The sequence below is a fragment of the Desulfuromusa ferrireducens genome (genome assembly GCF_055389805.1).
The window spans coordinates 2,560,426-2,582,469 of record NZ_AP042415.1 but is presented as its reverse complement, the minus strand read 5'-3'; the positions used below and the strand labels follow the sequence as shown (position 1 = coordinate 2,582,469).

Genomic DNA, 22,044 nt, shown 5'->3' with positions numbered 1-22,044 from the left:
TCACGCCTCCATCTGTCCGTCTTTCATGGTGTTGACAAAACGCAGAATCTTCTGCCGCAACGGCTTATCCTCTTCATTGATGGTCAGACAAGCGGTCGGGCAAAAAGCCACGCACTCAGGAGTGTCGCCGTTGCAGAGATTGCACTTGTCAGCCTTGCCGGTCTCGGCCACGTACTTGATCATGCCGAAGGGGCAGGCGCTGACACAGGTGCGACAACCGACACAGCGATGCTCATCAATATAAACAATACCTGACGGCATTTCTTTGCTGATCGCCGCTTTCGGGCAGGCCTTTTCACACCAGGGTTCGTCACACTGCATGCAGGTGACAGTGATAAACTTGGCTTCTTCGAGGAAAACTTCGTTATAGATGCGTGACTTACTGGGTGCAAACTCACCGGCATTTTTAAATGAACAAGCCAGTTCACAGGTTTTGCAGCCGATACACTTCTCCGGTTCGATACGGATCAGTTTCTGCATGAGCAACCTCCTTGACAAGATGGGTTTCAAAGACAGGCAATCTCGGATATATTTGCAGCTGACCAGGGCGACCGAACGGACCTTCCCAGGACAGGACAGATTATAGATATAGCAGCTTTTCTTTACTTAGCAGCATAGTCCAGCAAGAATTATCTACCGTTAGCGTAACAACAGCCTTTTGAGACAAGGAACAGGAGAAGATATCCATGAACACGCCAAACGATACCCACCTCAAGCGGATCGGCTACATCCTCTGGATTTTTGGTTTCACTGGAGCACACCGCTTTTATTACGGCAAACCGATTTCCGGAACGATCTACTTTCTGACCCTCGGCCTGCTCGGCATCGGCTGGGTGATCGATCTTTTTCTGATTCCGGGCATGGACCAGCAAGCCGACCTGCGCTTCAGCGCTGGACAGATTGATTACACCATCGCCTGGATACTTTTGACCTTCCTCGGCCTGTTCGGTATTCATCGCATGTACATGGGCAAGTGGATCAGCGGGCTTATTTATTTGCTCACCGGGGGAATTTTCGGACTCGGCTACCTGTATGATTTTTGGACCATAAACGAACAGATTTCAGTGATTAACCGCTGACCAAAAGGCAACGCAAAACAAAACCGGGACGCCCCACTGGAGCGTCCCGGTTATATACTTATCAAACGAGAAAAATCGTTCAGAACTGCAGTGACTTGATTTCGAGGAATTCCTCCAAACCGTAACGACCAAGCTCACGACCATTGCCCGACCGTTTGCAACCACCAAAGGGTGCCAGCAGGTTAAAACGACCGCCGTTGATATCGACCTGCCCGGTGCGCAAGCGCCTGGCAACCCGTTCGGCTCGATCAGGGTCTGCCGACCAAACACCGCCAGCCAACCCATAGACACTATCGTTGGCAATGCGGATCGCGTCTTCTTCATCCTTATAGCTCATAATACAGAGCACCGGCCCGAAGATCTCTTCCTGGGCAATGGTCATCTCCGTCGTCACACGCCCGAACAGGGTCGGTTGCACATAGTAACCAAGCGGTAATCCATCGGGAGCCTCTAACCCTCCGAGCAGAAGTTCGGCCCCTTCTTCGATCCCCTTACTGATATAACCGAGCACCCGATCACGCTGTTCGGCAGAAACAAGTGGCCCTTGCCTGGTCTTAATATCGAGGGGACTCCCCGGCTGAAACCCCTTGCCAGCCTCGATAGCCAAGGCAACCGCTTCGTTGTAACTATCTTCAGCCACCAACATCCGCGTATGTGCACTGCAGGTTTGTCCGGAATTAAGAAAACAGTTTGTCACCGTCGCCTTAACCGCCATCGCCAGATCCGCATCCGGCAAGATCACCGCTGCCGACTTGCCACCCAACTCCAAAGAGACCCGCTTGATGGTTTCTGACGCTGCCACAGAAACCCGCTGTCCGGCCCGGGTAGAACCGGTAAAGGAAACCATATCTACATCGGGATGAGCCGCCAAGGCTTCACCGACCACCGGTCCGTATCCCGTGACTAGATTAAAGACCCCCGGTGGCAGACCGCAGGAATCAACCACTTCGGCCAGTAAAAAGGCGTTGAGCGGAGTCAACTCACTCGGTTTGGCGACGATGGTACATCCGGCAGCCAAAGCCGCCGCAACCTTGATCATCAACTGATGCAGCGGATAGTTCCACGGGGTGATCGCCGCAACCACACCGACCGGCTCCTTAATGATCTGGGAGTTGCCGATCCGCTCGGAAAAAGAATAATTCTCCAACAAGGAGATATAGCTTTCCAGCACCGCAACCGGCAAACTGGCCTGAATCCGCTGGCTCAATTTGATCGGCATGCCCAGCTCGGTCGTAATCAATTCGGCCAATTCCGGAGCCCGCGCGACTAACTCCTGATGGATCTGCTGCAGGTAGCTACAGCGCACCTGTGGACTGGTCGCCGACCAGCGAGGCAGTGCTTCTTTCGCGGCAGTGACAGCCAGATCAACATCTGCCGGGGTCCCAGATGGAACCGCACCGATAACCGCCTCAGTCGCCGGATTAATGACTTCGATCGACTCATCACCCGTTGCCTGGCACCACTCGCCAGCGATATAGAATCTCTTGAATTGTCGCATTTCCACTCCTTGCATTTGGCCAACGTATCTCATGAGAATAACAAATTACACTGATTTTACGAACTATTCTTAGGCGGCAATGACTGGTAATAATTTAAATATTATTTTAGTATCATAACTGTATTAGAGAAATGACGAAAGTGTTCATCCCTGCAGCGTTTTTTATTTACCGTGACCGGGAGTCGCCTATGAGTCAGGAAATCAACCCCACAGCACCGTTGATCCACCGTCCACCACTGCCCGATCTGCAAAAAACTGAGATCGAGCAGAAACAGTCCGCAACGTCAACCAAAGACCGTGCAGAAAACAAAGAGGTACAGCAGGGTGAACTCCTCCGCTCGAACCTGCAGAAGCTCTCCGCTGGTCATCAATATGACGACAACAAGAGCTTCAAGGCATTTACCCACCTGATCCGTTCCCTTGAGCATGCCTTTAGCGGAGCACAAAAAGTCGACCGTGAGGATGGTGAGGAAGAGATCAAACAGGGCGGTCTGCGTCGGGTTGACAAAGACCTGCGCAAACTGTTCAAGGGACTGGGGATGCCTCCGCAACTGGCCAAGCACTTCTCTCGCGGTATCACCGATGCGATGAACAATAAAGATGTTGAGCAGGTCAGTTTTTCCCTGACCAGCTCCCGCTCCTACAATCTCGACGTTCAACAACAACAGTCCGGCTACCTGGCCAGCGGCGACGGCAGCATGGTTGCCGCCAGTCTCAGTAACAGTTTTCAACTGTCGGCAGTACAGACCAGGTCCCTCGATATCTCCATCAACCTGCGCACCGGTGAATACTCATTGAATATGAGTAGCACCGATGCCATCAGCGTCAGCAGTTCCAGCAGCGCCGCTCTTGCCAGTTTCACCCCGGCAACAGAGCAGGTAGCGACAGAAGAACAAGGCGCTGGCGAAGAACAGGTCATTGCACCAGAGGATGATATTGTTGCCGTGATTCAAAGCGACAATACCCTGGCACAAATCAGCCGTACGGTTAAACAGTCGGCAATCATGCAACTCACTCCGGCGACCAACAGTGACGATATTGACGAGCCGGACGAAGAACTCTTTTCCGATGCCGTTAGTGGACTGCAGCAACTGGTTGAACGGCTTGAAGATGTCAGCAATGCCGCCAAGGATATGTTCGAATCGCTGGTACAGATCCGCAACCTGCGGGTTGAACACGACGAAGAGGACGACGATGACCATCTGCGTTTCAGCGTCGATAGCCTAGCGCCGATCGGCCTGACTGCAACCGATGAAGAAGGTCGCGGAACCACTGTCTACCCCCGAGCAGACGGCACTCTCGGAAAAATCAGCGACGATGAAGTCAAGATAACAGCCTAATTTGCTTACAAAACGGGGACAGAATTCAATTCTGTCCCCGTCCAGTTCTCGACCCGTCATCGATACAACCTTTTTATCCGTCAGATCTCTACCAGTGCATCCGCAAGAACGCTGATCTTTTCCCCTCCATCCGCTGCAACCGCATAGGTATTTTCAATCCCGATCGGCCCTAAATCGGGGAAAACGAATTTCGGTTCGACGGCAATTGTCTGCCCGGCAACCAGCGGCATGTCGAAGCCCGATGCCAAGACAGGAAACTCATCCAGCTCCAAACCGACACCGTGACCGACAAACTTGGCCTGCTCACCGGGTGGGCCCATAAAACAATCACCGAGTCCAGCCTCCTCGGCCATTTCGGCAGCCCGGGAAAACAACTCGGAGCAGATGGCACCCGGTTTAAGTTCAGCGGCGATCCAATCTTGAATTTGGCAGGAAACCGCAAAGGCATGCTGCAGCTTGGCATCCAATTGCCCGCAGACAAACATCCGTGTCATGTCAACGATATAACCGTCAAAAATGCCTGTATAATCGACCAGGACCGGCTGGCCCGTTTCGATCACCGCTGCCGAGGCACCGTGTGGTGAGGCATTCGACATCCCCTTCCCGGTGACAGCGCCATCGAAAAAGCCACCGCCGCTAGCGCTGCTGCCAGCAACCACCAGCCCCATAAACAATTCCTGATTGAAGGCGCGCATTCGCACGTAACCCTCGCCGCCAATCCGCCGCAGGCGCGCTTCGAATTCTGCCGCCAGATCGACCTCGCGCATGCCCGGTTGCAGGAAATCGGGGACCGTGGCAAACACACGGCTAAGCTGCACACCGCCATGCCGCAGCCGTTCCAGTTCCCAGGCGGACTTGATCGAACGCAGTTCGCGATTGATCATCGAAATATCAGAGAAATCCCGCGTGGGGAGCAACTTGCTGTAATAATTGAACTGCTGCAGCGGCATCACATCGTAAGTCAGACCAACTTTTTGCTGACCGTCAAACAGCGCCGTGAACTCACGGCTACGCGGAAACGGACGAATATCAGCGATACAGGCCTCTTTTTGCGCCCGAGCGAAGCTCTTACGCACCAACAACATTGGTTCTCCCTGCGCGGGAACCCAAAGCGTCGAGTTCTGTCGTGTGGCGGTGTAATAGTAGATATCGATCGGATAGATAAATAATGCACCATCCAGCCCGGCCTGCTCTAATTTCACCTGCAACCGGGCAATACGAGTCGAACATTCCTGCTGTAGAGACATAACAACTCCCATGAACTCAATGTGATCGTAAAATAAAAATTCATCATAACCGAGGCAAACCCTGCAGAGAAAGATATTCTTTAAGATAAACAGGCCCCAACCACGACCGACCGACAGGAGGTGCTGATGAACTTTGAACTAAGCGATGAGCATAAATTGATGCGCCAGATGGTTCGTGAATTTGCCGAAACGGAAATCAGCCCCGGAATCAACCAGCGCGACGAAGATGAATGTTTTGACCGTGGCTTGATGTTCGACCGCCTCGCCGAGCTCGGCCTGACCGGCAGCATTTTTCCTGAGCAGTACGGTGGTGCCGGCGCCGATTACTTGAGTTACGTGATTAGCGTTGAAGAATTGTCGCGGGTCTGTGCCTCGACCGGGGTCACCCTTTCGGCCCACCTGTCTCTCGGCGCCAACCCGATTTACCTGTTCGGCAGCGAAGCACAAAAACAGGCCTTTCTCCGTCCGCTGGCCGAAGGGACAAAGCTGGGAGCTTTTGGACTGACCGAAAACTCCGCCGGTTCAGACGCCGGCGGGACTCGAACGACGGCGGTGCGCGATGGGGATTGCTGGATTTTGAACGGCACGAAGATCTTCTGCACCAATGCCGGTACCGCCGATATCTATATTGTCTTTGCCCGAACCGATAAGGAAGCGCAAAAACATCACGGCATCAGCGCCTTTATTGTCGAAAACGAAACCCCCGGCTTTGCCTTTGGTAAGAAAGAAAAAAAACTCGGCATCCGCGCCTCACCAACAATGGAACTGGTCTTTGATAACTGCCGCATTCCTGCCGGCAACCTGCTCGGCAGCGAAGGGAAGGGCTTCAAGCTGGCAATGGCAACCCTCGACGGCGGCAGGATCGGCATTGCCGCTCAGGCTCTCGGTATCGCCCAAGGAGCATTTGACGCCGCCCTTGCCTACGCCAAAGAACGCAAGCAGTTCGATCGCCCGATCGGTTCGTTTCAGGCCATCCAATTCAAGCTGGCCGACATGGCAACGCGCATTGAAGCGGCCCGTCTGTTGGTCTACCAGGCCGCCCACCTGGCCGACTCGCATCGCCCCTACGGCAAGGAATCGGCAATGGCAAAAATGTACGCAGCGGACGTGGCGGTGTTCGTGACCAACGAAGCGGTACAAATTTTCGGCGGCTATGGCTACACCCGTGATTTCCCGGTGGAGCGGATGCTACGGGATGCCAAGATTACCCAGATTTATGAAGGAACCAATGAAATACAGCGGCTGGTGATCGGAGCAGCGTTACTCGCTTGAGAGAGAGCGTGTTCCCCGGTTTGAGCTAAAAATGGTTAAGTGGAGACATCGTCGGTGCAACATTCGGATTGATCGGTAGGGCAGCTCGAGCGATCTTCTTTCGCTAAAATTTGACAGCCAATCCCTTTTAGCTGGAGAATAGCGATCAATTCCATTTATCGCTTTCGAAAGAAGACCCCCATGTTGCAAAAAAAGTCGACCAACGGTTATCGATCAATCCTCGAAAAAATCGAAATGAAGACCCTGGTTCACGGTGATAAAACCCTGATGAGCGAGTTCCGGCTGAAAAAAGGTGCCACCCTCCCCCGTCACAGCCACCCTCACGAACAGACCGGCTATCTGGTCAGCGGACAGATGCAGTTGACCATTGCCGATACCGTCCACAGGGTTGAACCGGGAGATAGCTGGTGTATCGGCGGCGAGGTAGAACACAGTGGCTTGGCGACTGCCGACAGCATTGCCATTGAGGTCTTCTCACCGGTTCGCGAAGACTACCTTGTCTGATTTCAATCGGCGAACATATTGTTAAGACTTATCGGCATCGGCACTCTCTCGGCGCTGTTTTTCAGCAGCACTTTTGTTCTCAACCGCGCTATGAGCCTAGATGGCGGCCACTGGTTGTGGACAGCGAGCCTGCGTTACGGCTGGATGTTGCTGTTCCTGCTCGGTGGCCTGCTGCTGACGGGAAGAATTGCAACGCTTCGGCAGATTTTGCAGATTTATCGGCAGAACTGGCTGTTCTGGTCTCTGACCGGCAGCATCGGTTTTGGCATTTTTTACGCCATGCTCAGCTTCAGCGCTTCCTACGCTCCCGGGTGGGTGATTGCCACCACCTGGCAGGCCACCATTCTCGCCTCGCCACTGGTGCTGCTGCTATTCGGCCGGCCAGTCCCGATCAGGGCGCTGCTGTTTATCGTCATCATCTTTTTCGGCATTCTGCTGGTCAATTTTGCACAACTGCAATCCTCTGATTGGCAGACCCTGCTACGCGGCGGCTTACCGGTACTGGTGGCTGCGTTTGCATATCCGATCGGCAACCAGATGCTCTGGGAGGCGCAACGCGGCGGCAACCGCTGGCTGCCCGACATCAATCATCCGCTGCTAGCCAACGCCTTCCTGCGGATACTGCTACTGGTCATCGGCACCATCCCCTTCTGGATGATATTACTGCTGGTAGCTGCACCACCAGCACCCTCCGCGGGGCAGGTCATTAACACCGCGCTGGTCGCCATTTTCTCCGGTATCATTGCCACCAGCCTGTTTCTTCACGCCCGGCATCGGGCAACAAATCCTTACGAGATCACCGCCATCGATGCTACTCAATCGAGCGAGGTGCTCTTCTCCCTGCTGGGTGAAATCATTTTCATTCAGGCGCTGCTCCCTGGAGCAAGCGGTTGGCTGGGAATTATCCTGACCATCGTCGGCTTAATCCTTTACATGCTTGCACAAACGAAACGAATGGAAGCGGAAGCAAAACCCAAGGCGAAGGAAGGCAACAACTGATGGCGAAAATCTTCTCGCACCGATTCACCATTCCCTCAGCGGCCAACGACCTCAACGGCCATGTCAATAATGTGAACTATGTCCAGTGGATGCAGGAGGTTGCCACTCTGCATTCCGATGCCGAGGGGTGTACTTTCGAGAGTTGCCAGAAGTTAGGGGCGGCTTGGGTCGTCAGGGCGCATCAGATAGAATATTTACGGCCGGCCTTTGCCGGAGAAGAGATCGAAATACTAACCTGGGTCTGCAATCTGAAGCGGACACGTTCGTTACGTCGCTACCGTTTTTTACGCAGCAGCGACCAAATGTTACTGGCTCGGGCAGAAACCGATTGGGTCTTCATCAATACCCAAACCGGACGACCAATTTCCATCCCGGCCGAAGTCAGTAATTGCTATCAATTAGTCGAACCAGAGGAAGAACCAAAATAGCGTTCAGAGGGAGAAATGATGGCGGACAACGTCAGCGGTAGATACTTAGCTCGCGCTCTGCTCTTTGCTGGTCACTATCATCGATCGATTCGATAGTGCGAATAACGGCAACATAATCAGCGGGTAAACAGTTCTCCTGCGCACCTCGCAAAACATGTTCCTTGTACCAGTGATAGGGTTTCAAGTTTGGATCTAAATTGGTGCCATAGTAGATCAAGGCCTCAGCAGACTTCCCATCGGGTGTTTCTATGGCAATAAATTCAGCACGATATTCAATCCCCACCCCCTCGTAATGATCAAGGAGCGGTTTTTCCGCTGTGGTAATGCGATACAAAACCGCGATAACCATATCCGCAGGATCGCCGCTGAAGAAAGCATCACACTTCCCGGAATGATCCTTGGTACTGCGATTAGCAAATGTCAGGCGATGGCCGGAAACGGAACCAGACCAAGCTTCTGTGCCGACGGGAGCCGCTGCTGTAAACGTGCAGCGGCCATATTTGATCCGTACGCAAGGTAGTAAAGAGATTTACTCATCTGCATCATTCCAATAGTTGCAATAAGTATATATTGACATCAAAGCCGTTTGCTGAGATATTCTTAACCGTCTCTAACAAACATAAGTAGTGGGGGTTTATGGAGCGCTTTATTGCCCGCCAACCAATCTTTGATTGGCAACAAAATATCTACGCTTACCAGCTACTGTTCCGCAACAGCCTGGACAATTACTTCGACGGTTCCGACCTCGACGATGCCTCTTCAAATGTGATTGCCAACAGCTTCCTGCTGTTCAGCATTGAAGAGATGACAGACAACACCCGTGCCTGCTTAAAGGCTACCCACAATACCATCAAAAACGGTTACGTCAGTGCCCTGCCACCCCAGGCCGTTATCGTCGAAATCCTGCAACCGCTGATTCCCGATCCAGAACTGCTCGCTGCCTGCCACAAACTCAAAGCAGCCGGCTACACCTTAGCTCTCGACGATTTCTCCTTCGATGCGAGCATTGAACCATTCCTAGAGACAATCGACATCGTTAAGATTGATGTGATGAACACCAGCATCGAAGACTGTCAGGACTACGCCGATCTACTGCTCCCCAAAGGGATCAAGCTCCAGGCGATGAAGTTGGAAAACCATGAAACCTTTCTTCAGTTACAAAAAATCGGCTTCGATTACTTTCAGGGTTATTTCTTCAGTAAACCGACGGTCTTAAGTCGTAAAGACATTCCGGCCAATAAACTGAAATATCTGGAAATCCTCAAGCAGGTCAATGTTCCGGAAATCGATTATGAAGAGTTGGCCAGCACCATTCAGGGTGAGATGTCGGTCGCCTATAAACTGCTAAAACTGATCAATTCGGCAGCCTTTGGACTGCCTAAACCGGTCCATTCGATCAAACAATCCCTTGCCTTGCTCGGCGGTAAGGAAATTCAAAAATGGGCCTCATTAATTTCGCTGACCGGGATGGCCTCGGACAAGCCGAATGAACTGGTGATTAATTCGCTGGCGCGTGGAAAATCATGCGAACTGCTCGCCCCGCATATCGGCATGATCAGTCGGGCTCCAGACCTGTTCCTGATGGGGCTGTTTTCGATGCTCGACGGAATTATCGACCGCCCCTTAAAAGAAGTCCTCAAAGACATTCCCTTTGAGGATGATCTGAAGGATGCCCTGCTCGGCAAGGCCGGACGGCCACGCAAGGTTCTCGATTTGGTGCTGGCCCAGGAGATGGGCCTCTGGCGCGTACTTTCCTACATTGCCGATAGCCTGAGGTTAAAAGAGAACACCTTGCAGGATATCCACATCGAGGCGATTCAGTGGGCCGAAGAAACATTTAACAGCAACTAAAACAAAGCCTACAGATCAAAACGGGTCAGCAACAAGACAACCGCCCCCAGCATCGACAGCAACGTCAACCAGTAGCCATAAAACGCAGCACCGATCCGACCGTTATCCTGACGCGTCAGGCGGCAATATTCCTTCATATGCTTATGCACCTGCCAACGGATTTCAAAAAAACTGACCTTTATTTCAGCTTCAGTCACCCGGCGCAAAATCTGAATTGAGAAATATAAGTTCGCCCAAGAAGCGAGACAAAGACAGACAAAAGCGGTCAGCAGCACCAGCAAACTCCGGAACGAACAAGTGTTATTGGTTTATTTGGGACGTTGCTCCAACTCAATCAGCAGAATTTTGAACTGCTCAATCTTTTCACTGAGTTGGTCATTTCCCTGTTGCAATGAGTCACGCTCGGCGTGCAAACGCATGTTATCTTCACGTAGAGTGGCTAACTGAGTCTTGTTTTCAGCCAACGCCCGGGCAGAGTGGATGATCGTCCCGGCATATTTAGCCCAGGTCGAATCAGGACTCTGCCGCTGAAACTGTTGCAACAATTCCACCTTATTGGTCGCGGAGAACTCATCCCAAGCCGCTAAAAACAACTCCTGCCCCTGTAACTGAGATTGCAGCTCTGGATGCGGCTTTATACTCTTGGCAAATGGCGCAACCGAACAACCGGACAGCAAACCAAACAAAACGAATAAAACAAGATATCTCATAATCTATTTCCGACGATTCAACATGTAGTTACTTCCCTCCTGGACCTTCAAAAACTCTTTGAGCCTGGCACAGTCCTGGCTGATAGTGAGTCGGGACGGATAGTCGTAATGATCAGAACGGATCAAGGCAATCGACACCGTCATCAATGGAAAGGTCCGCTCAATACCAAAACGGTCCTTACCAACAAAAGAACCACTTAGCCGATCTTCTTCGTTGTAAAAGGTGGGGACCAGTTGTTCAAATTCAGTGATCAGGTTTTTCGCCAAAACCTCGCCCATCTCCAGAGCACCAACAACCACGTAATCATCACCTCCAATATGGCCAATCAGATCACCCGGATCCCCGTCCCGACGAACCACCCGTTCAATCATCTCGCCAACCCGAGCCAGCACATCGCTTCCAGCCTTGTAACCGTAGCGATCACTGTAGACTTTGAAATTATCCAAATCGATATAAAGATGAGCGAAGGGCTCATGCCGCGCGATCCGCTGATCGAGGGCACGATCAATGGCAAGATTGCCGGGCAAACGGGTCAAAGGATTCGCATCGAGCCGCAACTCTTCCAGCTCCCTAAGCTTCCTCCCCATCCGACTGAAATCATTGGCAAGTTGCGCAAATTCGTCATCACCACCCAAATCGGGTTGATGCTCAAAACTGCCAACAGAAATTTCCAGCGTCGCGTTTTTTAACGCCCTGATAGAGCGGTTAATACTTAAAACCAAGGCAATCGAAACCGGCGCGGAGAGACAGATCCCGATCAGCGCAAAGAGCATGGTCAGCTGGAAAGCTTCACCACTTTGTTCCGACAGTTCGGCCAGACCGCTATTGATGTGCAACTGCTGCTGCTGGCGCAACTCAGCCAGCAGCTTCAACAACTGACCGCGCTCCGGAACAGTCGAATTGTTGGATATCTCCACAGCCTCGGCCCAATTGTGCCAAAGCAGTGCTTCGGACAGTAGATCGTCCGTTTTACGGTAGTTCGTCAACTTAGCGGAGAGTGGTGCGAGCAGCGTATCAAGCGGTGGGCGGGTGAGAAAATGTGCGTAGCGTGCCAGCTCTTCGTTGCGATTCAAGCGCAAGTCACGCAGCGTCGGATCGCGCAAAATCAGCAACTGTTTCTCGATATTTTCCTGCGCCAGCAGGTTCTGTTGCAGATCCCGAACCAGCTCAAAAACCCGGAAATCAACATTAACCAACTGCTCCGCCTGGGCGGTCTGCTGATGCAGCCGATAGAGAGCAAAACCGATCGCCAACATACCAAAAAAAACAATCACCAAATAACCGATGACGACTTTTTTCGTTACTGTGGAGAAGAGTCTACGCATACCGACCAAGATCCTTTAAAGAGCAATAACGCATACTAACATGGCAATCAACAACCAGCTAGGAGCATATGTCTGCGCTGTTATCAGTATACCAGCAAACAGAAAGACGCCCATCCCAGGTGCTTTTTTGTCCTGAATCATTCGTGACTATATTCCCAGGTAGGCCCTTCGAACTTCGTCATTAACCAGCAATTTGTTCGCCGAATCAACCAAAGTAATGCGACCGTTCTCCATGACGTAACCACGATCGGCCAGCTTCAGAGCCTGATTGGCATTCTGCTCAACCAGAAAAATTGTCGTATTGCGCTCTTTGTTGATCTGGCGAATAATTTCAAAAATCTGCTTGATGATCAGTGGTGCCAACCCCAGCGACGGTTCATCGAGCAGCAACAGCCGCGGGCGGGCCATCAGCGCGCGCGAAATAGCCAGCATCTGCTGCTCGCCACCAGACAAGGTACCACCCAGCTGGGTTTTACGTTTTTCCAGGATCGGAAAGAGGGTCATGACATAGTTGAGATCCTGCTGCACCAACTGCTTATTTTTGCGCAGAAAGGCACCCATTTCCAGATTTTCCAAAACCGTCATGTCGGGAAAGATGCGCCGTCCCTCAGGAACCTGAACAATCCCCTGCTGAACGATTTTCTCCGCCGCCATCCCATGAATCGGATCGCCGTCAAACAGGATTTCACCGGTGCGCGGCGGGGTGATGCCGCAGATCGACATCAGGGTCGTGGTCTTGCCTGCCCCGTTGGCACCGATCAGAGTGACAATCTCTCCTTCATTAATCTCAATCGAAACATCCTTGAGTGCTTGAATGTTGCCATAAAAGGTCTGAATATTTTTAATTTTCAGCATTTGAATCTCTTATTCTTATCAGTAGGTTGGATGGCTAAGCCAAAATTTAGCCCAACAAGGCGAAGTGATTTTCTGCGGCGCAGACATACATCAGTATGTCAAGGTTCAGAAAATCACGACAACGCCGTGGGGCTAAATTTTCGCGACGCCATCAGGTGTCAGTCTCTTCTCCCAGGTAGGCCTCGATCACCTTTGGATTGTCCTTAATTTCCTGTGGACACCCCTCGGCGATTTTCTTGCCATACTCCATGACGTAAATGGGATTGGAGATATTCATCACCAGCTTCATATCGTGCTCAATCAGCAGGATCGCGATCCGATCCTCTTCACTGATTTTGCAGATCAACTGATCAAGGTCTGCTGTTTCCTGCGGGTTCATCCCGGCAGCCGGCTCGTCGAGAAAGAGCAAAAAAGGTTCGGTCGCCATCGCCCGGGCGATCTCCAGGCGGCGCTGGGCACCGTAAGGCAGATTCTTGGAAAATTCGTTGGCGAAGTCCTCCAGGCCGACCTTTTTTAGCAGCTGGTAGCTGGTCTCGACGATCTGTTGTTCCTCTTCTCGCACGCCTTTGCCGCGGATGATCGAACGAAATATTCCCGATTTTGTCCGACAGTGACGGCCGATCATGACGTTTTCCAACACCGTCATATCGGGAAACAGGCGGATATTCTGAAAGGTCCGCGCCACCCCCATCTCGGTCACTTTGTTCGGCTTCAGACCGTTCAGGCGCCGAGTCGGCAAGCCCTTGGGGTGCAACATGACATCCCCCTTGGTCGGAGTGTAGATACCGGTCACGCAGTTAAAAAAGGTGGTCTTGCCGGCCCCGTTCGGACCGATCAGGGCGGCAATCTCTCCTTCGTGAACTTCGAGAGAGACGCTGTCGACAGCCCGTAGACCGCCGAAATCCATGGTCAATCCTTTGACTTCGAGTAGTTTATGTTTTTCAGCCATTATCGGTCTCTTCTTTCAAGCCTTTATACTCATACTTCTGGCGAATATTACTGATGATCCCCTGAGGGCGAAAAATCATCATCAGAACCATCGCCGCACCAAATGCCAGCATTCGATATTCTGAAAATGCGCGCAGATACTCCGGCAGCAGAATCAGGATAAAGGCACCGAGGATAACCCCGAGGATCGACCCCATACCGCCAAGCACAACAATCGAGAGGATGATCGCCGACTCCATAAAGGTAAAGCTGGCCGGATTGATAAAGGTGGTTTTTGCAGCAAACAGCACCCCGACCATTCCCGCCCAAAAGGCTCCAAGAGCGTAGGCTGACAGCTTGGTTCGCGCCATATCGATGCCCATCGCCACACAGGCAATCTCATCCTCGCGCAGGGCAATCCAGGCCCGGCCGATACGGCTATTGCGCAGGCGCATGGTGATTAAAATCGTAAACACCACCATCGCCACCATAATGTAGTAAATGTAGGTGGTCGAGCCATTGATGTTCATGTCGATGCCGAACAGGCCCGGCCGGTCGATATTGGCGATGCCGCTCGGACCAAAAGAGAGCGCATCCCAGTTTTCCATGACCACCTTGAAAATCATCCCGAAACCGAGGGTGACAATCGCCAGATAATCGCCACGCAAACGCAGGATCGGAAAGCCAAGAACAATGCCGAACAGGCAACCGAGGATGCCGCCAACCGGCAGCACCGTCCAGAAACCAAGACCGAAATGGTGGTTCAGCAAAGCATAGGAATAGGCACCAACACCAAAAAAAGCAACGTAGCCAAGATCGAGCAGGCCAGCCAGACCGACGCTGATATTCAGACCGAGGCCAAGAACAACATAAATCAGCGCCGAAATCATGATGGTGCTCTGGTAGGTATCAAACACCAGCGGGAAGATCAGAGCAAAACCGAGCAACACGCCCATCGCCTTATAACGAAAGGACATGTCTTCCAGTAATAACTGCACCCGACCGAGTTGCTGCACACCCTCTTCGTCGACCTTCTTCTTTGCCTGTTGCCGGGCCAGCATGTAACGCCACAGATAGGACAAGACAAAAGCCCCAATCGCCACCCAAACCATGTTCATCCAGCGCCATTCGACAACATTGTCCATGGTATTGACCTTTACCGCCATCAGCGGGAAGGTCAGAAACACAAACCAGATGGACACCAAAATTGATTTTCTGAAATCTTTCAACATATCCGTCACCCTTAAACCTTTTGTTTGCGCACCTTGCCGAGAAGACCGGCCGGGCGCAGGATCAGGATCAACACCAGCAAGCCGAAGGTGAAGACATCTTCGTAATCACTGGAGATATAACCGGCGGCAAAGCTCTCGGTCCAGCCAAGCACCAAGCCACCGAGTACCGCTCCGGGAATCGAACCAATCCCACCAAGCACGGCGGCAGTAAAAGCCTTCACCCCGGCAAGAAAGCCGATATAAAAGTTTACCTGGCCGATATACGAAGCGACCAGCACCCCACCGATCGCCGCCAAAGCGGAACCGATGACAAAGGTGAGAGAGATAATTCGGTCAACGTTAATACCAACCAACCGCGCCATACTCATGTCCTGCTGGGTCGCGCGCATCGCTTTGCCAATTTTGGTTTTTTTGATCAAAAAGGTCAAAAAAACCATGGTGAACATGGTTGTCACCAATATGACCAGTTCTGGTGAACCGACAATATGGGCAACCGGTTCCATAAACTCGAAATCGGGAATTAACCGGGGAAAGGGCAGAAAATCGGACGTCTGCGCCAACAACACATAGTTCTGCAAAAAGATCGACATGCCGATGGCGCTAATCAGCGGTGACAGCCGCGGGGCACCGCGCAACGGGCGATAGGCAATCTTTTCCAGCGTATAACCGTAGGCAGACGCATAGATCACAGCGATAATCCCGGCCATAATCAGCACCGAGACACCGGTGAAACCATAGATAGTACAGATACCAGCCACGATCAGCGCGACGAAAGCGCCGATCATGTAAATTTCGCCATGGGCAAAATTGATCAGCTGTATAATGCCGTAAACCATCGTGTAACCCAAGGCAATCAGGGCATAGATACTCCCGCGGGTCAATCCACTGAGAAAGAGTTCGAGAAAATATTCCATAGAAACAACCAAAGGAGTAAGAGTTCACACTGGCCATCACGACTGCCAGCAAATTTCAGTGTTATAGCCACAGCAGAAAGACCGAAAACATCTGCACTTTTCCTGTCACTAACAAAACTTCAGGGGACTGGCAGCCTGCCAGCCCCCTGAAAGGAGTTCAAACCGCAGCGGCCCGAGATTGAGGGGTTTTCGCTGCTATTATATCTTTAACTACTTAATTTCAGCGAAAGCACCATTCTCAACCTGGTACATCGTAAAACCAACACCTTCAGCATCACCCCGAGTATCGAACTTAACATTGCCGACCGGAGTTTCTACATACTTGGTGCGGAGAGCATTGGTGACAGCATCATAATCGGTGGAACCGGCCTGTTCGACAGCATTCAACAGAGCCATTGTTGCCGAGTAGGCTTCCTGAAAAAAAGCACCAGGCTCAGCACCGTACTCAGCTTTGAATTCTGCGGTCGCTGCAGCATTCAATGGGACTTTTGACAGATCCAGTGGACCTGTCACATAAGCACCTTCAGCGGCAGTTCCAGCAACCTTGAGGAAGCTGTCGTCCTTAACACCATCATCGGAGACAAACAGGGTCTTCAGACGTTTCCGCTTCATCTGTGAGATCAACTTGGACGCTTCCGGGTGGTAACCACCGAAAATCAAGACTTCAGCCCCCTCACGACGGACCTTCTGCACGATGGAAGAGTAATCCATAGCACCGGGGGTAATTCCTTCGAACAGAACGACCTCGACTTTGCCCGACTCGACCAGATACTTATTGGCAAAATCAGCAAATCCCTTACCGTAATCACCTTTGTCGTGCAGGACGGCAACTTTCTTCACCGCTAATTGATCAATGACAAAATCAACGGCCAATTTGGCCTGCATGTCATCGGAAGCAATCGTACGGAAAAAGTTGGGATAATCTCCAGATTGAGTCAAACCAGGATTAGTTGCCGATGGCGACATGACAGGAATCCTGGCATCTTTATAGATGCCAAGAGCAGCTTTGGTCGCCCCGGAGCAGATATGACCAAGCACAACATCGGCACCATCGGTGACCAGTTTGGTTGCTGTATTGGTGGCAATCTCAGGTTTGCACTGATCATCCTGAATCAACAACTCGACCTGCTTACCAAGAACGCCGCCAGCAGCATTGATTTTCTTAACGACCAGCTGAGCAGCTTTCATTGAAGGAATCCCATAAGGAGCCAAATCACCACTGTGCGGACCGGCAACCCCCAGCTTAATTGTATCGGCGGCGAAACCGGAAACAGCCAGACTGAGCAACATTGCCGTTGCCGACAGTAGAACTGTAAACTTTTTCATTCGGAAACCTCCTCTAAAATAGTAAGTTTTAAAAAAACAATGTTTGACTAAACTGACCTAGGTATAATTCAAACCTTTTTGGTGGTCAAGGATAAAGCGGTGAAGGTTTCATCCCTCGAAAAACAGTGGCGCATATCCGCCCATTGGGGCGGATATGCGCCACAAATTATGATATTTTCGAACCGTTGAATTGTTTTTTCATCTCTACGATCATTCTGGAGATTTTTTCTGGATCAGCAACCAATTTCGCCAAACGCTCCATGGCAACAAAAAAACCAACCACTTCTTCGTTGCGCATTTCGGGTCCAACCGATGCGAATGCTTTTTCTACTTGGGTGACACCGAACTTGCCGATGTAATTACCGGCCAGCGCTTTCAAACTGATCAGAACCTGTTCTCGTTTTTTCTCTAAACTTTCTTCCTGAGAACGGATGGCTTCTTCTTCCAGCTGACCCCGATCGTGCAACAACGTCTTACGAATCCGCTGCCAAATCGGGCCCAAATCAGCCGAGGCCATCAGGTCAGCTAGAATGATATCATCAATGTGGCCAGTTTCCAGTAAATCGACCTTAGCCCCCGACAAACGAGCCACTGACGTTGCAAGATCGGCCGTTTGTTGCAGCTCGGAAGCGCCATCGTGAAAAAAACCGAGAGCACTACCATGATCGTAAAAAATCAATGTGGTCCGATCTTCGGCATAAACGCGCAGGCACCCGTTGAGCTGCCCTTCCTTGATCCGGTCCAACAGCCCCTGGATGTTGATCAGTTTCAGTTCCTGTTCTTTATAGATATATTGACCATGCAACAGAGCGTGCAACCCCATCGCCAACTCAGGAGCCAGACGGTAGATATTAAGGATGGCATTGCCAAGGATCGAGACTTCGAAAATTTTAGCAATGGCGTCATAAGCGATTAAACGTTCACCGCCGTTACTGCCGACAAACAGGGCACTGACCAGCTTACCACGTTCAAAGATGATAACTCCGGACTCTTGTGATGCATCAAAGCGTAAGTAACCGGAAAAGGTTCCGCTTCTGAGCTTCTCCATTGCTTCGGGGATATTAATCCGCGCCGGATTGACATTTTGCCTGACAGGATTACCTCGTGGCAGAAAAATCATCGTACGATCACCTCAATGTTACGAAAAAGATTGAACAATTTAAAAATAACCTTCCGCAACTGTCAACAAAACTTCAGTGTAACACTATATTTCTTCTTCACGACAGGCCTGCCGCAAACGGCCGCGCAGAGCAACAAATGACTTGTACCACTGCGGGTTCAGCGCCTCAGCAAACAAAAGCGATGGAGAAAGCAGTAACACCTCCGAGTATAATTCCGCCAGGCAACGGCCGGTCGCACGTTGCAGAAGCTGCTCCCAGGCGGAGCCTTGCAGCGGAGAGAAGAGGTCACTGCTGTACAATTCAAGATCGGGACTCAATGCCTGGAGATACAGCTCATCCGGCCGACCACCGTGTGCCACACCGGGCCGAACAAGCAACGCCCCCGCTGACGCTATAAAAGCAGCCGCGCCGGTTCCTTTGAGCAGTTCTTCGATGCAGGAGCGATGCAACAACAAACGCTGACGCGATGGATAGGACTCCAGGTAGTGCACTTCGGTAGACAGCCCCCCCTGGCGACAGACCGGACAGAGCAGATCAACACGGCGCGCGCGGACCGGCAAGACCCCGTCAGTCAACCAGCGCTTAACCCGACTGGCAAAACTATTCTGCTGCTGGCGCTGCTGCAAAACCAACTCGGCCAACTGTCGCAGTTGCTGATGGAGCGGACTTTGCGGTGCCCGCGTCAAAACAGACGTGCCTGCCCCGGTGGCCTGCTCGCGAACCTGAGCATCTGCAAACAGGGTTTCTTCGAGAACCTGGAAGCCACGCTCATCGGCAGCAAAACGAAGAAACTCGACCAAGTCGACCGATCTCGAATAGCGGCTCTCAGCGCCCAACTCACTCGGCAGCAACCAGAGCTGTTCCGCACTGCCGCCACCAGCCAAAAGTTCCTTGCGCATCGCGACAACAGTGCCAAGGGCAGCCGGATCCTTGATCGGTAGCAACACCAAGTCGGCGGCCCAAATGGCAGCAGATAACTGGGGATGATCATTTGCCAGATCCAGAATCAGGATGCCATCGTAATCAGCCCGTGCCAACTTTTTCCGCAGCCAGGCCGCTGACTCACCCGGCACAGCTGGCGAACCAACCGAACAGTACTCAACGCCGAACTCGCCAAAGGCCAACAGATCCGACAACGCAGCATCCTGCGACAGATCACTCAAACACCCGGAAGTGCTCCCCTGCAGGGCAAATCTGGCAGCACCGTCGGCAGAGGAATCAGCAGCGACATAACTAACCGGCAGGTCTTCTTCGAGCCCCTTTAAGTAGACCGCCAAATTGCTGGCCAGAGTACTCTTGCCGACTCCGGAAGAAGGTGCGGAGACAACCACCACATAGGGGGGACGGACAATCATGCCGACTCCTGCAAACCTTCCCATTGCTGGTAGGCCGCATCAAGTTGCGCCTTGATCTTGGCGTGTTCATCGCTGACCTGACGCCAGCGTGCTTGATCCTGATAGAGCTCGGGGGCGGCCATCTGCTGTTCAAGGTCCGCCGCCTGTTGTTCAAACTTTTCGATTTCATTTTCTATCGACGTCAACAAGCGTTGCCGTTTTTGTTCGATGCGCTGCTGTTCTTTACGCTCAGCGTGGCTCTGACGACGCGCTTCCTTATCGAGGGGTTGCTCACTGGTTGTTTGCGTCTGCTGCTCAACCCGTTGACCACTGTGACTCGAATCCCCCTGGCGCAGTTTGGCAGAAAGAAAATCCTCATAATTTCCGAAGTAGGATTCCACCATGCCAGCACCGACCTCAATCACCCGCGTGGCCAACTGATCGACAAAATAGCGATCATGAGAAACGAAGACAATCGACCCTTGATAGCCTTTGAGTGAATCGAGCAGAACTTGTTTTGACTGCAAATCGAGATGATTGGTCGGCTCATCAAGCAAGAGCAGATTGGCCGGTCGCAACAACAATTTGGCCAAGGCCAGACGGTTGCGTTCTCCGCCGGAAAGAACCTTGACCCGTTTCTCAATATCGTCCCCGGAAAACAGAAACGAACCGAGGATATTGCGTAACTTCGGCACAATGGCAAAGGGAGCATCGGCGGACAGTTCGTCATAAACACTACGGGTCCCGGTCAATTCGGCCGCCTGATCCTGAGCAAAATAGGCCAAAGCCAGATTGTGCCCCTCTTTACGCTCCCCAGATACTGGCGCTTCAATCCCGGCCAGCAAACGCATCAGGGTTGACTTACCAGCGCCGTTCGGTCCGACCAGAGCCACCCGTTCGCCCTGTTCAATCTGCACATCGATCTGTTGCAGAACCTTCAATTCACCATAGTGCTGCGACGCATTGTGCAGCTCCATCGCCATCCGCCCGCCTTTGGGTGGGGCAGGAAAGCTGAAACCGATCTTCTTGCGTTCCGGAGGCAGCGAAATCCGCTTAACCTTATCCAGCTGCTTGACCCGGCTTTGCACCTGCGCGGCTTTATTGGCCTGATAACGGAAGCGACTGATAAAGGCTTGCGTACGGGCGATCTCTTCATCCTGCTGGCGCTTCGCCTCCTTTAAGGCGGCCACCCGTTCTTCACGCACGCGGATATATTTGGTGTAATTGCCTGGGTATTCGCTCAGATCGCCATTCCAGATTTCAACAATCCGGGTCACGACCTTATCCAGGAAAAACCGGTCGTGAGAAACCAGCACCACCGCATACGGATAAGCGAGCAGGTAATCTTCCAGCCAGTCACGGGCCGGCAAATCAAGGTGGTTGGTCGGCTCATCCAGCAGCAACAGGTTCGGCCGTTGCAGCAACAGCTTGGCCAGGGCGATACGCATCTGCCAACCACCGGAGAAGGTCTCGCAGGGCTTTTGGAAATCGGCGCTGGAAAAGCCGAGGCCACCGAGCACCCGACCGACCTCCGATTCCATCTGGTAGCCACCACGTTGCTCGAACAGGTGTTGCAGTTCGGCATAGCGCTCCATCTCTGCGTCATTGCCGGTCGCGATATCCGTTTCCAGGCGACGCAGTTCCTGCTCCATGCTCAGCAGTTCTTCAAGCGCACTGTGGACCTCGTCAAACAGGGAGCGACCACGATGCTCCAGACCATCCTGCGGCAGATAGCCGAAAGTGGTCCCTTTGGCAACCTGCAGGGTTCCACCGTCCGCCTCAACCTGCCCTGCAAGCATTTTCAGCAGGGTCGATTTGCCTGCGCCGTTCTCACCACAGAGACCGATCCGATCAGTCGGACGGATGTGCCAGTCAATGGCGGAGAAGATCCTGCGATCGGCAAAATATTTGGTAATTTCTCTTAATTGCAACATGGCGCCGTTTATAGCACAAACTCGACGATGAAAGAAACTGAACCGCTACGCTGAGCAAGTTAAGCCCAACGCAATAGCATCGACTTCATATCAGCCACACACCTTCCATCACACCCTATAGATAGATAAATCAATTTACAGTGGAAA

General features: G+C 52.1%; 22 protein-coding genes. 7 read left to right on the top strand and 15 right to left on the bottom strand.

What is annotated here, in order from left to right:
* A complete protein-coding gene (locus tag ACZ5PT_RS11600) occupies nucleotides 1–480 on the bottom strand; it encodes a 4Fe-4S dicluster domain-containing protein (RefSeq protein WP_464263196.1) in 480 nt (159 codons plus the stop codon).
* 206 nt (nucleotides 481–686) lie between these two features.
* Here ACZ5PT_RS11600 and ACZ5PT_RS11595 point away from each other — a divergent pair, with 206 nt between their 5' ends.
* Entirely contained in the window at nucleotides 687–1,079 is a 393-nt protein-coding gene (locus tag ACZ5PT_RS11595) for an NINE protein (protein ID WP_464263195.1), read from the top strand.
* Between the two features lie 79 nt (nucleotides 1,080–1,158).
* Here the strand turns inward: ACZ5PT_RS11595 and ACZ5PT_RS11590 are convergent, their stop codons facing one another.
* Nucleotides 1,159–2,577 carry an aldehyde dehydrogenase family protein gene (locus ACZ5PT_RS11590; protein WP_464263194.1) on the bottom strand — a complete coding sequence of 473 codons (1,419 nt, stop codon included), beginning with the start codon at nucleotides 2,575–2,577 and terminating at the stop codon, nucleotides 1,159–1,161.
* A gap of 188 nt (nucleotides 2,578–2,765) precedes the next feature.
* Between ACZ5PT_RS11590 and ACZ5PT_RS11585 the strand changes: the two genes are divergently transcribed.
* Complete coding sequence (locus ACZ5PT_RS11585) at nucleotides 2,766–3,917, top strand: hypothetical protein (RefSeq protein WP_464263193.1); 1,152 nt, start codon at nucleotides 2,766–2,768, stop codon at nucleotides 3,915–3,917.
* 80 nt (nucleotides 3,918–3,997) lie between these two features.
* Here ACZ5PT_RS11585 and ACZ5PT_RS11580 read toward each other — a convergent pair whose 3' ends face one another.
* Nucleotides 3,998–5,164: a M24 family metallopeptidase gene (locus ACZ5PT_RS11580; protein ID WP_464263192.1), complete on the bottom strand. Its 1,167-nt coding sequence runs from the start codon at nucleotides 5,162–5,164 to the stop codon at nucleotides 3,998–4,000.
* A gap of 126 nt (nucleotides 5,165–5,290) precedes the next feature.
* On the opposite strand from ACZ5PT_RS11580, the gene ACZ5PT_RS11575 reads away from it, so the two are divergent.
* The 4 genes from ACZ5PT_RS11575 (at nucleotide 5,291) to ACZ5PT_RS11560 (ending at nucleotide 8,367) form a co-directional block, all read left to right on the top strand.
* Nucleotides 5,291–6,436 (top strand): acyl-CoA dehydrogenase, encoded by a 1,146-nt coding sequence (locus ACZ5PT_RS11575; protein ID WP_464263191.1) that lies wholly within the window; start codon nucleotides 5,291–5,293, stop codon nucleotides 6,434–6,436.
* A 180-nt stretch (nucleotides 6,437–6,616) separates the two neighbouring features.
* The gene (locus ACZ5PT_RS11570) at nucleotides 6,617–6,940 is read left to right on the top strand and encodes a cupin domain-containing protein (RefSeq protein WP_464263190.1); all 324 of its coding nucleotides are present in this window, start codon (nucleotides 6,617–6,619) and stop codon (nucleotides 6,938–6,940) included.
* An 18-nt stretch (nucleotides 6,941–6,958) separates the two neighbouring features.
* Entirely contained in the window at nucleotides 6,959–7,939 is a 981-nt protein-coding gene (locus tag ACZ5PT_RS11565) for a DMT family transporter (protein ID WP_464263189.1), read from the top strand.
* Entirely contained in the window at nucleotides 7,939–8,367 is a 429-nt protein-coding gene (locus ACZ5PT_RS11560; RefSeq protein ID WP_464263188.1) for an acyl-CoA thioesterase, read from the top strand. The genes ACZ5PT_RS11565 and ACZ5PT_RS11560 overlap by 1 nt, the downstream gene beginning before the upstream one ends.
* A 31-nt stretch (nucleotides 8,368–8,398) precedes the next feature.
* On the opposite strand, the gene ACZ5PT_RS11555 is transcribed toward ACZ5PT_RS11560, so the two are convergent.
* Entirely contained in the window at nucleotides 8,399–8,716 is a 318-nt protein-coding gene (locus tag ACZ5PT_RS11555) for a gamma-glutamylcyclotransferase (protein WP_464263187.1), read from the bottom strand.
* A gap of 287 nt (nucleotides 8,717–9,003) precedes the next feature.
* Here ACZ5PT_RS11555 and ACZ5PT_RS11550 point away from each other — a divergent pair, with 287 nt between their 5' ends.
* On the top strand, nucleotides 9,004–10,218 hold the full coding sequence (locus ACZ5PT_RS11550) for an EAL and HDOD domain-containing protein (RefSeq protein ID WP_464263186.1): 1,215 nt from the start codon (nucleotides 9,004–9,006) through the stop codon (nucleotides 10,216–10,218).
* Nucleotides 10,219–10,226: 8 nt separating this feature from the next.
* On the opposite strand, the gene ACZ5PT_RS11545 is transcribed toward ACZ5PT_RS11550, so the two are convergent.
* The 11 genes from ACZ5PT_RS11545 to ACZ5PT_RS11495 form a co-directional block, all read right to left on the bottom strand.
* Complete coding sequence (locus ACZ5PT_RS11545) at nucleotides 10,227–10,493, bottom strand: hypothetical protein (RefSeq protein ID WP_464263185.1); 267 nt, start codon at nucleotides 10,491–10,493, stop codon at nucleotides 10,227–10,229.
* 33 nt (nucleotides 10,494–10,526) lie between these two features.
* Entirely contained in the window at nucleotides 10,527–10,928 is a 402-nt protein-coding gene (locus tag ACZ5PT_RS11540; RefSeq protein ID WP_464263184.1) for a hypothetical protein, read from the bottom strand.
* A 3-nt stretch (nucleotides 10,929–10,931) separates the two neighbouring features.
* Complete coding sequence (locus ACZ5PT_RS11535; RefSeq protein WP_464263183.1) at nucleotides 10,932–12,254, bottom strand: diguanylate cyclase domain-containing protein; 1,323 nt, start codon at nucleotides 12,252–12,254, stop codon at nucleotides 10,932–10,934.
* Nucleotides 12,255–12,401: 147 nt separating this feature from the next.
* Entirely contained in the window at nucleotides 12,402–13,109 is a 708-nt protein-coding gene (locus ACZ5PT_RS11530) for an ABC transporter ATP-binding protein (RefSeq protein WP_464263182.1), read from the bottom strand.
* Between the two features lie 151 nt (nucleotides 13,110–13,260).
* Nucleotides 13,261–14,058 carry an ABC transporter ATP-binding protein gene (locus tag ACZ5PT_RS11525; protein WP_464263181.1) on the bottom strand — a complete coding sequence of 266 codons (798 nt, stop codon included), beginning with the start codon at nucleotides 14,056–14,058 and terminating at the stop codon, nucleotides 13,261–13,263.
* A complete protein-coding gene (locus ACZ5PT_RS11520; protein ID WP_464266733.1) occupies nucleotides 14,051–15,265 on the bottom strand; it encodes an ABC transporter permease subunit in 1,215 nt (404 codons plus the stop codon). The genes ACZ5PT_RS11525 and ACZ5PT_RS11520 overlap by 8 nt, the downstream gene beginning before the upstream one ends.
* A gap of 14 nt (nucleotides 15,266–15,279) precedes the next feature.
* Nucleotides 15,280–16,182 carry a branched-chain amino acid ABC transporter permease gene (locus ACZ5PT_RS11515; RefSeq protein ID WP_464263180.1) on the bottom strand — a complete coding sequence of 301 codons (903 nt, stop codon included), beginning with the start codon at nucleotides 16,180–16,182 and terminating at the stop codon, nucleotides 15,280–15,282.
* Nucleotides 16,183–16,392: 210 nt separating this feature from the next.
* A complete protein-coding gene (locus ACZ5PT_RS11510; protein WP_464263179.1) occupies nucleotides 16,393–17,508 on the bottom strand; it encodes a branched-chain amino acid ABC transporter substrate-binding protein in 1,116 nt (371 codons plus the stop codon).
* Nucleotides 17,509–17,674: 166 nt separating this feature from the next.
* Nucleotides 17,675–18,628: a hypothetical protein gene (locus ACZ5PT_RS11505; RefSeq protein WP_464263178.1), complete on the bottom strand. Its 954-nt coding sequence runs from the start codon at nucleotides 18,626–18,628 to the stop codon at nucleotides 17,675–17,677.
* A gap of 84 nt (nucleotides 18,629–18,712) precedes the next feature.
* The gene (locus ACZ5PT_RS11500) at nucleotides 18,713–19,984 is read right to left on the bottom strand and encodes a hypothetical protein (protein WP_464263177.1); all 1,272 of its coding nucleotides are present in this window, start codon (nucleotides 19,982–19,984) and stop codon (nucleotides 18,713–18,715) included.
* Nucleotides 19,981–21,897 (bottom strand): ABC-F family ATP-binding cassette domain-containing protein, encoded by a 1,917-nt coding sequence (locus ACZ5PT_RS11495; RefSeq protein ID WP_464263176.1) that lies wholly within the window; start codon nucleotides 21,895–21,897, stop codon nucleotides 19,981–19,983. The genes ACZ5PT_RS11500 and ACZ5PT_RS11495 overlap by 4 nt, the downstream gene beginning before the upstream one ends.
* Nucleotides 21,898–22,044 lie beyond the last annotated feature (147 nt).